The organism is Thalassospira sp. MIT1004, from assembly GCF_001858545.1.
GTDB classification, from domain to species: Bacteria; Pseudomonadota; Alphaproteobacteria; order Rhodospirillales; family Thalassospiraceae; genus Thalassospira; species Thalassospira xiamenensis.
This window is the reverse complement of sequence record NZ_MCAO01000005.1, coordinates 90,620-105,594: the sequence shown is the minus strand read 5'-3', so window position 1 is coordinate 105,594 and position 14,975 is coordinate 90,620. Positions and strand designations below refer to the sequence as shown.

16 protein-coding genes and 1 tRNA gene are annotated in these 14,975 nt (G+C 49.3%); 15 read left to right on the top strand and 2 right to left on the bottom strand.

Annotation, left to right across the window (positions count from 1 at the left end):
* Positions 1-136 precede the first annotated feature (136 nt).
* From BC440_RS03135 to BC440_RS03065, 15 genes are all read left to right on the top strand, one after another.
* A tRNA-Met gene (locus BC440_RS03135) sits at positions 137-213 on the top strand.
* Positions 214-501: 288 nt separating this feature from the next.
* Positions 502-1,581: a helix-turn-helix domain-containing protein gene (locus tag BC440_RS03130; protein WP_065702104.1), complete on the top strand. Its 1,080-nt coding sequence runs from the start codon at positions 502-504 to the stop codon at positions 1,579-1,581.
* Positions 1,574-2,134: a hypothetical protein gene (locus BC440_RS03125; protein WP_063095376.1), complete on the top strand. Its 561-nt coding sequence runs from the start codon at positions 1,574-1,576 to the stop codon at positions 2,132-2,134. Before BC440_RS03130 ends, BC440_RS03125 begins: the two co-directional genes overlap by 8 nt.
* Complete coding sequence (locus tag BC440_RS03120; protein WP_063095375.1) at positions 2,127-2,864, top strand: SprT-like domain-containing protein; 738 nt, start codon at positions 2,127-2,129, stop codon at positions 2,862-2,864. The genes BC440_RS03125 and BC440_RS03120 overlap by 8 nt, the downstream gene beginning before the upstream one ends.
* Positions 2,861-3,472 (top strand): hypothetical protein, encoded by a 612-nt coding sequence (locus tag BC440_RS03115; RefSeq protein ID WP_071239504.1) that lies wholly within the window; start codon positions 2,861-2,863, stop codon positions 3,470-3,472. Before BC440_RS03120 ends, BC440_RS03115 begins: the two co-directional genes overlap by 4 nt.
* Positions 3,473-3,659: 187 nt before the next feature.
* Positions 3,660-4,154 (top strand): ProQ/FINO family protein, encoded by a 495-nt coding sequence (locus BC440_RS03110; protein ID WP_158526692.1) that lies wholly within the window; start codon positions 3,660-3,662, stop codon positions 4,152-4,154.
* Between the two features lie 61 nt (positions 4,155-4,215).
* Entirely contained in the window at positions 4,216-4,836 is a 621-nt protein-coding gene (locus tag BC440_RS03105; protein ID WP_223305253.1) for a division plane positioning ATPase MipZ, read from the top strand.
* Positions 4,836-5,108 carry a hypothetical protein gene (locus BC440_RS03100; protein ID WP_063114488.1) on the top strand — a complete coding sequence of 91 codons (273 nt, stop codon included), beginning with the start codon at positions 4,836-4,838 and terminating at the stop codon, positions 5,106-5,108. Before BC440_RS03105 ends, BC440_RS03100 begins: the two co-directional genes overlap by 1 nt.
* 229 nt (positions 5,109-5,337) lie before the next feature.
* Entirely contained in the window at positions 5,338-6,117 is a 780-nt protein-coding gene (locus BC440_RS03095) for a DUF5131 family protein (RefSeq protein WP_063093966.1), read from the top strand.
* Between the two features lie 121 nt (positions 6,118-6,238).
* A complete protein-coding gene (gene tcmP, locus BC440_RS03090) occupies positions 6,239-7,489 on the top strand; it encodes a three-Cys-motif partner protein TcmP (RefSeq protein WP_063093964.1) in 1,251 nt (416 codons plus the stop codon).
* 44 nt (positions 7,490-7,533) lie between these two features.
* A complete protein-coding gene (locus tag BC440_RS03085; RefSeq protein ID WP_063093962.1) occupies positions 7,534-7,938 on the top strand; it encodes a hypothetical protein in 405 nt (134 codons plus the stop codon).
* A 182-nt stretch (positions 7,939-8,120) separates the two neighbouring features.
* Positions 8,121-8,399, top strand: a complete 279-nt coding sequence (locus BC440_RS03080; RefSeq protein WP_063093960.1) for a hypothetical protein — start codon at positions 8,121-8,123, stop codon at positions 8,397-8,399.
* A gap of 25 nt (positions 8,400-8,424) precedes the next feature.
* A complete protein-coding gene (locus BC440_RS03075) occupies positions 8,425-8,979 on the top strand; it encodes a hypothetical protein (protein WP_063093958.1) in 555 nt (184 codons plus the stop codon).
* Between the two features lie 190 nt (positions 8,980-9,169).
* Positions 9,170-10,333, top strand: a complete 1,164-nt coding sequence (locus tag BC440_RS03070) for an AAA family ATPase (protein WP_063093970.1) — start codon at positions 9,170-9,172, stop codon at positions 10,331-10,333.
* Positions 10,327-10,977, top strand: a complete 651-nt coding sequence (locus tag BC440_RS03065; RefSeq protein WP_063093956.1) for a DUF4276 family protein — start codon at positions 10,327-10,329, stop codon at positions 10,975-10,977. Before BC440_RS03070 ends, BC440_RS03065 begins: the two co-directional genes overlap by 7 nt.
* 97 nt (positions 10,978-11,074) lie before the next feature.
* Here the strand turns inward: BC440_RS03065 and BC440_RS03060 are convergent, their stop codons facing one another.
* A complete protein-coding gene (locus BC440_RS03060; RefSeq protein WP_331710489.1) occupies positions 11,075-12,244 on the bottom strand; it encodes a Y-family DNA polymerase in 1,170 nt (389 codons plus the stop codon).
* Between the two features lie 329 nt (positions 12,245-12,573).
* The gene (locus BC440_RS03055) at positions 12,574-14,940 is read right to left on the bottom strand and encodes a heavy metal translocating P-type ATPase (RefSeq protein WP_074624822.1); all 2,367 of its coding nucleotides are present in this window, start codon (positions 14,938-14,940) and stop codon (positions 12,574-12,576) included.
* Positions 14,941-14,975: the final 35 nt, after the last annotated feature.

Here is a 14,975-nt window from a genome sequence, read left to right as displayed (position 1 = left end):
TCTTAAGGCACGGGAGAGTAGGTCACCGCCGGGCCTTCAAAACACAGCAAATATTCCCTAATCACACAAAACATCCAACGCCGCCTCATCCCTGATGCGGCGTTATCTGTTTAACCCACCGGTTAATACACCCTGACGCGGGGTGGAGCAGCCCGGTAGCTCGTCAGGCTCATAACCTGAAGGTCAGAGGTTCAAATCCTCTCCCCGCAACCACTTTTCTCTTCCTTGGAAAGTCTTAGATATAGACTCCAGGGATTCTACCGACAAGAGAAAAATGCCCGGAGGCGTCGCCCTATAGAGGAGGCGGCGCCTACGAGGCTATTTTATCCCAACGATTTCAATAGCTTATAAACAGCAAAAAACCCGTCGGCTGGCACCAACGGGTCTTTGAAAGGCTTAAACTGCCCACGTCAAATATGGGTTTCAGTTTAGGTGACGGGACCGCTTTGTCAAGCGCAAATGCGCCAAAACATCGCGATTTTATGCCTTCGCCGAAGATGAATGACAACGACCGAATCCATATCCGGCTGCAATGCCGGTTGGGAGGCAATCCGGACAGGTATCGCCGAACGGACAGATACCTATAAGGACCTCTTGTCTCTCGCAGACAGCTTTAACGGCACAAACGATGTCACGACAGCATCCGTCGTCGGGCTGGTCTCTCGTGCCATTGCCCAGAGATCACCCTGCCTCACAGACCTTTCCGTTCGTCTGCTTATTGTTCTGATAGAGCATGTCTATGACGAAAAAGCATGGCGCTCCGGAAGGCTCACCGTATTCCCTGGAAACAAGCGTCTTGCCGAAATCACTGGCAAGAATGAACGATCGATCCGCAGAGCTTTGGCCCTGCTTGAAGCCAATCACTGGATTATTCGCCGTTACACAGAGACGAATACCCGTGCTTCAGGCAATGCCGGCATCGATCTGCGCCCGGTTGCAGCTCGGCTCTATGAGTTGCGACAGGCGGAAAACTTCCTTGAAGAAAAAATAGAAGCGTCTCGTGAACGCAAGAGGCAGGAACGTGACGATCTGGCGCGACTGGAAGCCCGCAAGAAGGCACAGGACAGTCAGAACAAAGAGCAAAAAGAGTCCGGGGGGGAGGACTCTTCTGTCCACCGTAAATCCTACAAGCTAAATCCCGGTTCTTCGAACCTTGTACAAAGCGGGGCTTCGCAAGCTACGCTTGGGCAGGGATCGAACAATTCGATTTCCGACATTGATGTGGATACGGAGATCCTGTTCCTGATGGTTCAGGCGTCCCCGTCCCTTCAAAAGCAGCTTAGCGCAGCAGAACTTTGCGAATTGGTCGGCCCGGAGCCCTCTGGTGCCGCAATCCAGTCCGTCGTGTCCGCGGTTAGATGGATCCTCACCAATCAGGTGAAACTCAGGCCAGCTGTCTGGCGCGTGGCGCTTGACAAACACGGATGGGCGGCACTCGCGGCTGTTGTCGTCGCTGTCGATCGGCAAGGCGTTCGAGATCCAGCCAGCTATCTCTATTCCATGCTCAAAGCTGCTCGCCTGCGGGATACGGTGCGCCATAGCCTTCGCGCCCTTGAAAGTCAGGAGGGCGGCTATGCTTGATCTGGTTTCACCTGAGTGCGGCCTACCCCACACTCGCGTTGGGCGTATCGCAATGTTTCAGGCGAAAGCCCGCGCCCTCTCCCGGCTCCGCCGCTGGAATGGTGCCAGTGACGTAACCGTTGCACAGCATCTGGTCGATGCTTGCGATCGTGCCCCGCTGGAAGTGAAAAGTTACATCCTCCTCCATGACATCGAGGAAGATGAAACCGGGGATCTGATTACGCCGATCAAGCACCGAATGCGAGAGCTGGGTATCTGGGACAAGTTTGAAACCCATGTCGTCATGCCGATCCGGCGAAAATTCACACTTGCGGCCGGTCTTGAATGGCCGTGTCCGTCGGAGATCTGCGCTCAGATCGAAGAGATCGATCACCGGCTGAAGGCGACTGAATACCGTGATGCTGTCGATCAGCTGGTGGTCAGGGATTTCCGGCCGGGAGAAACACAACCCTACCCGGAATACATGCTGCCCTGGAGCCCGCAGAAGGCTGAAACCCAATTCATGGATCGGGCAACGCGCTATCTCCCCGCGCTGGGAGGTGGCAATGGGTAACATTCATCCGGTCAGTTCGATCCAGACGCCCACGGTCGAAACCTATGCCGAGCTTCAGGCTGCCTTCGATCATTTCAATGCCAGGATATTTGACGGCAAGCTTCCGGCCTGTCTGATCACGCTTCAGCGGAACAAGAGGACCTATGGTTATTATTCCCACGACCGGTTAGTTTGTGGGGAGACAGGAGAGCTTACCGCCGAGATTGCGATGAACCCGAGTTACTTCGTTGCCAGAACGATCCGGGAAACACTTTCGACCCTCGTGCATGAAATGGTGCATCAGTGGCAATACCATTACGGCAAGCCGGGCCGTCGTGGATACCATAACCATCAATGGGCCGACTTCATGGAGCGGATCGGCTTGATGCCCAGCAATACGGGGGAACCGGGCGGTCGAAGGGTTGGTGAGCAGATGACACATTACATCATCGATGACGGCCTTTTTGATCGTGCTTGCGCGGATCTGATGACGACAGAATATACCTTGTCCTGGTTCGATCGTTTTCCACCAATTGAACCGGTCTCTGTCGAGAGAGGCGGTTGCGCCAATGCTGGCGCTCTCGCCGCTGTGAACCCCACCATCAAAGAAAACGGCTCCAATCGCGTCAAATATCGCTGCCCATCCTGTTTATCCCAAGTCTGGGGTAAACCGGAACTTAAGCTTGTTTGTGGTGAAGAAGCATGTAGCGGGGCGAACTATGCCCCCGTCGGCAAAGAGGGAACGGTATGAGTAAAACAGGAATGGTATCAAGGATAACCGGCAAAATTTTGCCGGTTCTGACATGCGCGAGGGAATGTGTGTTTTCTGGCAATCATCCCAAGCGTGGTGCGGATACCAGACCAAATAAATATCGAAGCAGAACTAAATTGGTATTGAATAAATACTTATTAGGTCTTTTTCTGGTTTCGGTTTGTGGTGGCGGCCCCGCCGATGCCAGCGCTTACAATTGCTATCAATGGCCGTTGCGCGAAAGCAAAGGCAGCTACGCCTATGATGGCGATACGATCTATATCCAGATGCCGGGGCTGCCTGATCCGATAGCAAGAATGTCAGTCCGCGTAGCCGGCATCGACACGCCCGAGATCCGGGGAGCATGTGAGGCGGAAAAATCCGCAGCCATAGCGGCGCGTAATCGAGTGCGCGCGTTACTGGATCAAGCAGACCTGACAAATACCCCTGTTCAATTCTGCAATCCCGAGTGGGGCAGGTATGGCGGCCGTGTGGTCGCTTGGGTCGCAATCGGCAATATCTGGCTGCATGATCTGCTGATCGGGGATGGAGTGGCGCGCCCTTACGACGGCGGCAAGCGAGGCGGATGGTGCAATGTGTCTGAATGATCGGCGCATTTTTTGACGGCAGAAAAAAACATTGAAAAAATACTTATTTAGTACCGAATTAGTGCTTGCGACAGGCTGCAATTGCAGTATGTTTATAGTATTGAATAAGTATCAATTAAATATCAATAAGATACTTTAACGGTATTTTTTAAGAACATTTTCAATGCGGGTTCGAATGGAGGTCAAAGTGACCGAACACAAGAAGTCCCAGAGTTCAATCTGGTCAGCAGATCGAAAGATCACGGCGAGGGCATTTGAGCTAAGGGCCGCACAAGAGCTGCAATCCTTGTTGCGAGAGGAGATTTCAATCCTGCCTGCAACATTGTCAGACCAGATCAAGCCGTTTCAGATTGGCGTTCGCGCTCTCTTTGACGACCTGGCGAAAGCCGACACAACACCTGTCGAGTTGAAACTGGCCTTACAAAGATATACCGGGGCGACCGGATACCAGATGGCCTTGGGGCTTGATGGCAGTCACAGATATCGCCTTGACGGATCTGTGGATGATCCTGTGTCGGATGACAATCGCGAACATGCCCGGAAGATTGCCTTGGGCCGCTTTGAAAAGATGCGACGCAAGAAAGCAAATCCGGAACCTGATGACCGATCAGTTTCACCGCTGCCAGAACCGGCGAGGCCGGCTCGTGCAGTCCTCACCATTAATCACCGAACTGGTACCTAATAAACATATTTCCAATACCGATTATGTATTGATTTAATGCAGGAGCAATGCTGTGATTGTCATGTTTGGAAGTCGCAAGGGCGGATGTGGAAAATCGACGACAGCGGTAAATGTTTGTGCCGCTCTCGCAAAGCAGGGAAAAGATGTTGTGCTGGTTGATGCCGATCGACAAAGCACCGCAGCCAAATGGGTGACGGACCGGGACGAAAATCCGGACCTTCCCAAGGTTCACTGCATCCAGAAATACGATAACATTCGCGATACCCTGATCGATCTGAATAATCGATATGAGTATGTAATTGTCGATGCCGCAGGCAAGGACAGCCGGGAGCTTCGCACAGGCATGACAGCTGCCCATAAGCTGATCGTGCCGTTCAAGCCCTCGAATGCGGATCTCGATACATTGGATGACCTGCAAAAAATCATTGTCGAGGCGCGCGACTTCAATCCCGGGCTTGAGGTCCATGGCCTGATGACGATGGTGCCGACCAATCCAGTCATTCGTGAACGCGAAGAGGCCCGCGAATATCTGGCAGACTTTCCCGAGATCAAGTTGCTTGCAGAGGTTATCTGTGAGCGCAAGGTTTATCGGGATGCCCTGCCGGAGGGACGTGGTGTCGTCGAGATGGACAATCCCAAAGCGGCTTCTGAGATCAATGCTCTCATGCAAAGGATATTCTGATGGTCAAACGACGCGAGCAGAAGAACGCGGAAATCCCTAACGTTGATCCCGAGAAGATCGAAGAATTTGCGAGCCGGGTGGATGATGTTGCCAAGCCCGGCCGCATGGGGCGACCGCCGAAGGCTCCCGGCAAGAAACGAGATTATAAGGCAATCAGCCTTCCATTCAATCAGGCTGAATGGGAAATCCTTGAGGAGGCTGCTGAGAAAGCCGGTCGCTCCAAGAACAATTTCATCCGTTGGGCGATACTGGAAAAAGCCAAAGATTTATAATAAAAACGGTATTGAATTAGTATAAATACAGCATTTTTAAAGTTTCTTATTAGTGCTGTTTTCGGCGTGCATGGATACTAGTATTTGGTTCGTCTACTGACCGAATTGCAAGGAGGATTGCAATTTTTGGTTACAGTCTATCTCTGATAGACACGTTTGATTTACTGATTTCCGGCAAGATATTGCCGGTTTGTTTTTTTAGTTGGATGAAGGTATTTGGGGGACGGCAATGGCAGAAACAGAAATTGAATGGACCGATGCGACGTGGAATCCGGTTGCAGGCTGTTCGGTTATGTCGGCCGGTTGCACTAACTGTTATGCGATGAGGATGGCCAAGCGCCTCGAAGCGATGGGGATGGAAAAATATTCAGGCCTTACGCGAACAGTAAATGGTCAACCTGTTTGGACGGGAAAGATTCATGAGGATCATGGATCGTTGCAAACACCTCTTTCCTGGAAAAAGCCGCGCAAGATATTTGTAAACTCCATGAGTGATTTGTTTCATGATGCTGTAAGTGACAGATTCGTTGAGCAAGTATGGGAGATTATGGCAGCCACACCACATCACCATTATCAGATTCTAACCAAGCGTCCGGAGCGGATGCATGATCTGTTAATTGGATGGAAGAAACAGCCTCTTCCAAATGTTTGGCTGGGGACTAGCATTGAGAATGCCAAAGTGACTAACAGAGCTGGTGCGCTTCGCAAGGTGCCTGCCGCAATTCGTTTTATTTCATTTGAGCCCTTGATCGGCCCCGTAGGGAACATTGACCTGCATGATATTCACTGGGCAATTGTAGGCGGGGAGAGCGGTCCTAATGCCCGGCCGATCCGCGAGGAATGGATTGATCAGATTTATGATCAGTGTAGCATTCACGATACAGCTTTCTTTTTCAAACAATGGGGAACTTGGGGGGCAGACAATAAAAAACGCCCTAAAAAGGCGAATGGTCGCACTTATCGTGGACGCACTTGGGATTACATGCCTCCACAAGCATTTGCTATTTAGAGTCGTCTTCTACAAATTTTCCCTATATTAGTGGATATGGTATCTGCGCCGTAGGTTGTGTTTCCAGCCTGCCGGAGCAGGGGAGGATGCCAATGGGGATGACTTCTTAGCGGACGGGAAAATGCAGGATAATTTCAGCTGGAGACCGGGGGCACCGCTTCCTGGAATTGAGAGGCACACCCTCAGAAAGCTGGACGTGCTCAGAGACTATCTTGATGTGTACTTTGATACGGTTGTTTCAGATCCTAGGCTGGATTGCCTAAATATCACTTTGGTTGATGGTTTTGCTGGTGGTGGAGCGTATCAAAATGGAGATGAAATTGCAGATGGTAGCCCGCTAGTTCTTTTGCATGCAGTCGAACGTGCCAGAGAACGGCTCAACCGCAACCGCAAGAAACCATTAGAGATTAACGCCCGTTTTTTCTTCATTGACGATAAAAAGAACCATATAGACGCCCTTTATGAGCGGCTACATCATGAGGGTTTTTCTCCTCAAATTGGGCGAGAAATAACTGTTATTAAGGGAAAGTTCTCAGAGGAACTTCCCGACATATTGACCTCAATTAAAGCAGTCCAGCGTGCAGGACGGTCCATTTTTGTGTTGGACCAGTTTGGCTACACTGACGTGCCGATGGAAAGCATCAGATTAATATTTTCCCAACTTGAACGCCCTGAAGTTCTTCTGACTTTTGCCATTGATGGTGTTCTAAATTATCTCCAGCAAGACTCCTCCACTTTGGAGCGGTATCGCCAACTCGGGATAGACGATCATTTTATTGCTGAGTGGAATGCAAATAAGCACGACCCCGCATTGGGAAGGTTGATTTCTCAGCGTGCTCTGATGGCGAACATTCAAATGGGATCCGGGGCCGATTACTTCACCCCTTTCATGCTTTGGTCGCCAACAGACAGCCGCTGGATGATGTTTGCGCACCTGTCCCGGCACCAAGCTGCGAGAGATAAAATGCTCGGAGTACATTGGCAGGCACAAAACAGTTTCAGGCATTTAGGAAGAGGAAGCTTGTTTTCATTGGGGTTTGATACTCGATTGTTGGAGGCAAAGGATGCTCTGTTTAACTTTGCCGCACACGATAAACAAAAAATGATCCAAGAATTATTGGGGGAGGTACCCCGAGAGATCAGCATACATATGAAAGAACGCCAGTTACCCGTGGAGCATTTTTTAAGAATGATCGGCAATCGGACTGCCGCAACCAACGAAGATCTGTTCTCCGCAATTAAGGAATTGGCTCTATCCAGAGAGGTTGAGGTTATATCGAAGAAAGGCACATCAAAGAGGATTGGGTCTAGAATTGAAATCACCGACAGATTGGTGCTGCCTCTTCAGGGAACATTTTTTCCGCTTAATTAACCCCTGAGTGCTGCCAGCCGTTTTCCTCTGCTGAGAAAGATGTGATGAGAAAATATTATATAGAAAAGTCGATAGTTAAGGCTACTTTTCAGTTGATAAAAGCGATTTTTATCGTGTCGTTGTTTGTTGTTGGAATATCAAGAAATGCCGATGCTTCAATTCGTGTGGGTCAATTTTTCTCGATTTATTCAGATTCTCAAATGACACCCCAAAAGGCACAAATTATAGATTACTTGCAAGGTGTATTTGAGGGGGTGTTTATTGCTAATAAATACTCTGGGGATCCAAAATTCTGCATTCCAGATGAACTATATTTGGACCATAACGGTCTTTATTCGATAATTTACAACGCGGTCACGGCGAAGAGGCCTAGTAATCCTGAAATTGATTCGGCGTTTGTTCCAATGGTGCTTTATATCGGACTTCGGGACCAATTTCCGTGTCAATAGCCGTGTAATATATGGCTGACTGCTTTGGGAATGTTGTTAACTCCGTTTGTAGTTTAAGGCTTGGCTAAACGAAAAAAGATAACTTGAGGTCAGTGGGAAACTAAAGCTGTACCCACTTTGCAGTATGAGACGCCACGATTTCATGCTTTGCATAATTCTAGTATTAAGCCAGAGGGCGAATTATGTCTGACACCGATAATGGAGCCTTTGCTCCTACTGCTTGGACCCCGGCGAGAACAATTCTATGGAATGCGCTGCAGGGAGATGACCGTAAAGAGTTTGAGAGTTGGGTGACGAAGGGAAGTGATGCTCCTGTCCCGGAAAAATGGAAGGAACTACACATTCAGCTGCGAGGGGTTAAGCGGGAAAGTGTTGTTCCCATGTGGATAGTGGAGCACATGCGCAAGATTGGCAGAACCGACGCTGTTATAGATGCGATGTACGCCAAATTCTATCGATAGAACATCCTGTAATGAGTAATACGAAATGAGCCGCTGCACCCTGGACTCAGGAAAATACGAAGTCGCGATCGGGTGGGACAATCCACTCCAAACCTTTTTTCTGCAGGTTTTCGAGCGCGGGGCTGCTACGCCATTGATTGAGGAAGGTACAACCCATAACGCATGTATTGATCCGGCCGAACTGGTTGCTCTTGCAGAGCAATATGGTTGCTCCTTTGACAAGGATCGTTTGATAAACGAGCTAAAGCTGGACCAGTTGCACAATAGGGCTCGTGGCTATTCTATGGCTGGTTCAGAGGTGAAGCCGATTATCGGCCGGGAAGAACTTTGTCCTCACTGCAAATCCGAACTGAACCCCGGTGCTACAACTTGCCATATGTGTGGGGCTTACAAGGTTTATCTGAAAGGCTCGGTACTTGCCCCGATGATTTTTCTAGGCATTTTTGTCGTTACCATTGCAATCCTTTTCGACTCTCCCGCGATGCTCTTGCTTCTCCTGCTGATTTTTGCAGTTTATGCTGGCATTAAAAAGCGACACACTGAATATCAGGGATGGGCTCCGAGGAGCTCTGAACAATAGTCTGTAAGACGATGAATGCTGCTTTCTGTCGACGGCGATCGTGTCGAGACATTTTCCAGTCATTTGAACTCGAGCCCGCAAAATGTCCGAATACTTTTGTTCTGGCGGTTTGCTTTGAGTGCTTTTTTAATAAGAGGGAATCCGCATATGACCGAACTTAACGGCATTGCACTGATTGGAGGAAATTAATTTGCTCAAATCCATTAATTTGACCGGGTTCTTAAGCTATGGAACTTCAAGCGAAGCGATCCAACTCCGGCCGTTAAACGTCGTAGTCGGTCCAAATGGTTCTGGAAAGTCTAATCTGATCGAAGCGATTGAGTTAATTCGATCTGCGCCAAAGGAACTGCTTACACCAATTCGCGATGGTGGAGGTGTGCGTGATTGGCTCTGGAAAGGGGCTATAAAGAAACTTCCCGTTGCAACAATTGATGCAGTTTTTGAATATCCCAAAGGACCGACAAATCTACGATATGTTTTAAGCTTTACTGAGGTCGGACAGCGGTTCGAAATTCTTGATGAGAGAATTGAGAACGAGAAGCCTGATGCGGGTCACGAGAAGCCTTATTTTTATTACCACTTTGAGAACGGTCATGGGGTCCTCAACGTGAAGGGGAATGAGCGACGTTTGCAGTACGAGGAGATTGATCCAACGGCTTCAATTCTCTCACAACGTAAAGACCCTGACCAATACCCTGAACTCACTTTTCTGGGCAATAACTTCGCCAAGATGCGTCTTTATAGAGAGTGGAGTTTTGGCCGTTACACCCCTCCTCGTTTAGCGCAGAAGGCTGATTTGCCAAATGATTTATTAGAGGCTGATTGTAGTAATCTTGGATTGGTTCTGAATCGCCTTCGCAGGGAGCCGGAGATGAAAAGGAAACTCCTTGATGCTTTGCGTGTCCTTTATGACGGAATTGATGACTTCGATGTGCAGATTGAGGGCGGGACGGTACAGGTATTCTTTCATGAGGGACGTTTTACAATTCCGGCAACGAGGCTTTCCGACGGAACACTTCGATATCTCTGCATGTTAGCTATCTTGTGTCATCCAAATCCTCCTCCGTTAATATGTATTGAGGAGCCGGAGCTCGGGTTACATCCAGATGTTTTACCTAAGTTGGCGGAGCTTCTTAAAGAGGCATCGAACCGTACGCAGCTTATTGTTACGACTCACTCCGATGTATTGGTTGATGCCATGTCAGATACTCCGGAGTCAGTTCTTGTTGCGGAGAAAACCGACAGTGGAACCTCTTTAACGCGTCTTAATGCCGAAAAACTGAAGCCTTGGTTAGAAAAGTACAGATTAGGCCAGCTTTGGACGCGTGGTGAAATTGGGGGAACACGGTGGTAACTGTAAAGTTATATGTAGAGGGGGGAGGCGACGTCTCAGCGCTAAAAGCCGAATGTCGCCAAAGTTTCTCAAACTTTCTTAGTAAAGCAGGTTTTGATGGAAAAAAACCTCGCATAGTTGCCTGTGGTGGTCGTCAGAATGCTTATGAGTCCTACTGTACGGCGGTCTCAAACGGTGAAGATGCCGTTCTGCTTGTAGACAGTGAAACTGAAGTATCACCTCAACATGAGGCAGGGAATCCGGATACTTGGCAGCCTTGGAAACATTTGAAGCTTCGCGAAGGGGACGGATGGGACAAGCCAGACGGTGTGAAGGACACTGATTGCCACTTGATGACCCAATGTATGGAAAGCTGGTTTTTGGTGGATCGAAAATGCTTGAAGGACTTCTTCGGTCAGGATTTCAAGGCAGGCAAGCTGCCCTCAGTTCAGAATCCATCGGAAAAAGTGAGGAAGGCGCAGGTGTTCCAATCTCTCTCTGAGGCTACTAAAGATTGCAGAACTAAGTCTCAATATGGCAAGGGGCAGCATTCCTTTAAATTGCTTGGAGCACTAGATCCGGATGTCGTGATGAGTGGTGCGCCTTGGGCAAAGCGATTTGTTGATGAGCTGAAGAAGAAGATGGGGGGGCAGGAGGGAGCCTAGATCTTTCGGTTATTTTCGAAGCACTCCCTAATCATTTTAATCTTGGCTATGGTAAGATAGAAAAGGGGTTTACATTAGGTGCCCCTTTTCTTGAAGGCTATCGAACTGTCGGAATGTCCTGCCATCGCGTCGTATAGTTCGGGGATCTGTTATCTGTCGTCATGAACCAGTCCGGGCCGCTTCTCCTGGCTAATCGCCCGGTCATGACTGTTTCCTTGCCAAACCGGACTTCCAACTGGTCGAGTGCCTGCATGAGAGGGTTTTCCGTTCTGCATGAACCTGAAAACAAATCTCTGGGCGCATCTTCCGGCCGACACAGATCCAGCAGCAAAATCCCCGCCTTTTTTATCTGAAGGCCGTTTTGCCATATCCGACCAATATTCTCGCCGACATGCTTGCAGATCTGCCGGGTGTCGTTGCTTGCGGGGGTTAATGTCAACTCGCACCCTTTCGAGAATTGTGGTCGATCACTTCTGAAGCGGTTGCTCAGAATAAAAAGCTGAAGCCGGCACGCCACCAGTTCCAGACGACGCAGTTTTGCGCAGGCCCGACCGGCAAAAGACAAAAGCGCCTCTTTCAACATTTCCCTGTCGTCAATTTCTTTGCTAAATGATCGGGACACGCACACAGTTTCCCGCTGTGCCGGGCTGTCATCGAGATCCGAGCAGCATATGCCGCGCAACTCCCGCACGGTTTTCAAGCCACCCACTGTCATCATTTGTCGTGCTGCCTGATCCGGTATGTCGCGGAGCTGAAGGGCAGTGGTAATTCCGATGCTGGCGAGCTTTTGGGCGAATTTTCGGCCCACGCCCCAGACATCGCCTGCTTCGGTTCGTTCGAGGGCGAGATCAATCCACTTCTGATCCTTCAGCATCAGTACGCCATCAGCTTTGAATGATTTCTTTGCCAAGCGGTTCGCGATCTTCGCCAGCGTTTTTGTCGTGGATATGCCAATACCTACCGGTATGCCTGTTTCACGCAGGATCTTCGCCTTTAAATCACGCGCCCATTGATCGTGATTAATCGACATATTGTCGAGGTCGATGAATATTTCATCAATCGAGTAAATCGCGCTGTCAGGCACCTCACTCGCAACCAGTGTCATCACTCTACGGCTGATATCGCCGTACAATGCATAGTTGCTCGATTTGACGATCACATTATGCCGACGTACCAGGTCGCGGATCTCGAACAAAGGTTGGCCCATTTTGATTCCCAGCGCTTTCGCCTCGTCGCTACGCGCGATCGCGCATCCGTCATTGTTTATATTACATTTAATATAGTTTGTTATTATTCAGAGCTTTGATTTAAAAGAGTAAATACAAATATATTATTATTTTTGTTCACACAAAAACTGTTCAGTCAAATTATATAGGTGGTTAGAAGATAAGTGCATCAACACTAATTCGATGAAAATAGATTTCTGGCTACCAAGTGTAAAAAGTCGACAGATGAATTTTGGGAACGGATCAGAAGAGATTTAAAGTTCTGAGTGCTGGATGGTATGTCATTTAAAATGGGCGAGGGGTGAACTGTCCTGTATTAAAGTCAGCCTTGTCTGGTTCACCCCTCGCCCAATCAGTCAATATTGGGATGCTAGTAACTTGCTCGACGTAACCTCAGTGCATTCGCAATGACTGATACCGAGGATAAGCTCATGGCTGCAGCTGCAAACATTGGTGAGATGAGAATGCCAAAGAACGGATAGAGCAGACCCGCAGCAACAGGCACACCGGCTGCGTTATAGACCATCGCAAAGAAGAGGTTTTGCCGGATATTGCGCATCGTTGCTTCCGAGAGTTCTCGGGCTCTAACAATCCCGCTCAAGTCACCTTTGACGAGGGTGAAACCAGCACTTTCAATTGCAACATCAGCGCCCGTACCCATCGCAATTCCGACATCAGCCTGAGCAAGAGCAGGGGCGTCGTTGACGCCATCACCTGCCATGGCTACCTGATGGCCTTCAGCCTTGAGTTCCATAATTAAATTGGCTTTGTCTTCTGGGGAGACATCGGCCCGAATCTCGTCAATGGAAAGTTTATTGCCAACGGATTTTGCTGTTCGTTGGTTGTCACCGGTTGCCATGACGATTCTGAAGCCTTGCTTCTTGAGCGCCTTTAAAGCCTCCAACGTCGTGTCCTTGATCGGATCGGCTACGGAAATGAGCCCGGCAATTCTTCCATCAATAACGACATGCATTACCGTCTCCCCCATATCTCGCCGATCATTTGCTGTTTTATCAACAGCAGAATGATCGATATTGAGAGTCTGAAGGAGTTTACTATTACCTAGGGCAACCGACTTGCCATCCACCTTTCCGGTGACGCCCTGACCGGTTACAGCTTCAAAGTCCTCTGCCTTATCAAGGGACAAGCCGCGCTCCTGAGCAGCACTAACAATGGCGTCAGCCAATGGATGTTCGGATCCTTTTTCGAGCGCCGCAGCGACAGAGAGAACTTCCTCCTCCTGATAGTCTGATTGAGCGATTACACCTGCTAGTTTCGGTTTACCCTCTGTCAAAGTCCCGGTTTTATCGACGATGAGCACATCGACCTTCGCTAATCGCTCCAGGGCCTCTGCATTTTTAATGAGCACACCAATTTGCGCACCACGACCGGTAGCGGTCATGATTGACATTGGTGTTGCCAAACCAAGAGCGCAAGGACACGCAATGATCAGAACAGCGACTGCTGCGACAAGCCCGTATGACAATGACGGATCTGGTCCCCAGATGGCCCAAGCGACGAAGGCAACTAAAGCAACCAGGATAACAGCAGGCACAAACTTGCCTGCAACCGTGTCTGCAACCTTTTGGATTGGCGCTTTGCTTCGCTGAGCATTAGAGACCATATCAACGATTTGGCTCAAGACAGTATCTTTGCCAACCCGTTTGGCTTGGATAATCAGGCTGCCATTCCCGTTGATTGTTGCTCCGGTTACATCATCATCTGGATTCTTTTCAATTGGAACGGGTTCACCCGAGATCATGGATTCATCAACTGACGATCGTCCTTCAACGACAACGCCATCGACAGGTATCTTGTCACCTGGACGAACTCTCAAGCTCATTCCGACGGTCACATCTTCAAGAGGAACTTCCCGTTCAGAACCATCATCTTCAATAATGCGGGCTGTTTTTGCAGCAAGACCCAATAACGCCTTGATTGCCGAACCGGTTCGTTCCCGAGCCCCCAATTCCAACAGTTGGCCAAGAAGCACAAGTACAACGATGACAGCTGCAGCTTCGAAGTACACACCGACATGTCCCTGTGCATCTCTGAATCCATCAGGAAAAATGTCAGGAGAAATCACTGCGACGACGCTAAATATATAAGCTGCGCTAACACCCATCCCGATCAATGTGAACATGTTGAGAGAACGGTTCACCACAGAATTCCATCCACGAACCATGAATGGGAAGCCAGACCACAGGACGACAGGCGTTCCAAGAATTAACTCAACCCAAAGAGTAACGCGTTCTCCAATCATTTCTCGGATGAAACCCAAACCAACAAAGGGCCCCATCGTTAGGACAATCAGCGGCACCGTAAGAGCTGCGCCTAACCAGAATCTCTTTTTGAAGTCTTGAATCTCGGGGTTTGGTTCCTCATTTTCTGTTGGTATATCCATCGGTTCCAGTGCCATTCCGCAGATCGGACAGGAACCAGGTTCGGATCGTATGATCTCCGGATGCATCGGGCAGGTGTAGCGGCGAGAAGCGGATGACGAAGCGCTGTTTGCAGCAGATGTCTCTTCCTTTGCGGATAATACGCTTTCAGGAGAGCTATCGAACTTGCTCTTACATTTCTGGGAACAGAAGTAATATGTCTCATCGCCGTACGGTGAGCGTGGTGTATCGGAATCCAGCGTGACCGACATGCTGCAAACAGGATCGGTTGCATGTTCTGCTTGATCCGACGTTCTGTGATTATGCTGGTGCTTTTTATGATGATGCTCAGACATGGTCTGCTTCCTGCTGTTATGCCTCAATGTCACTG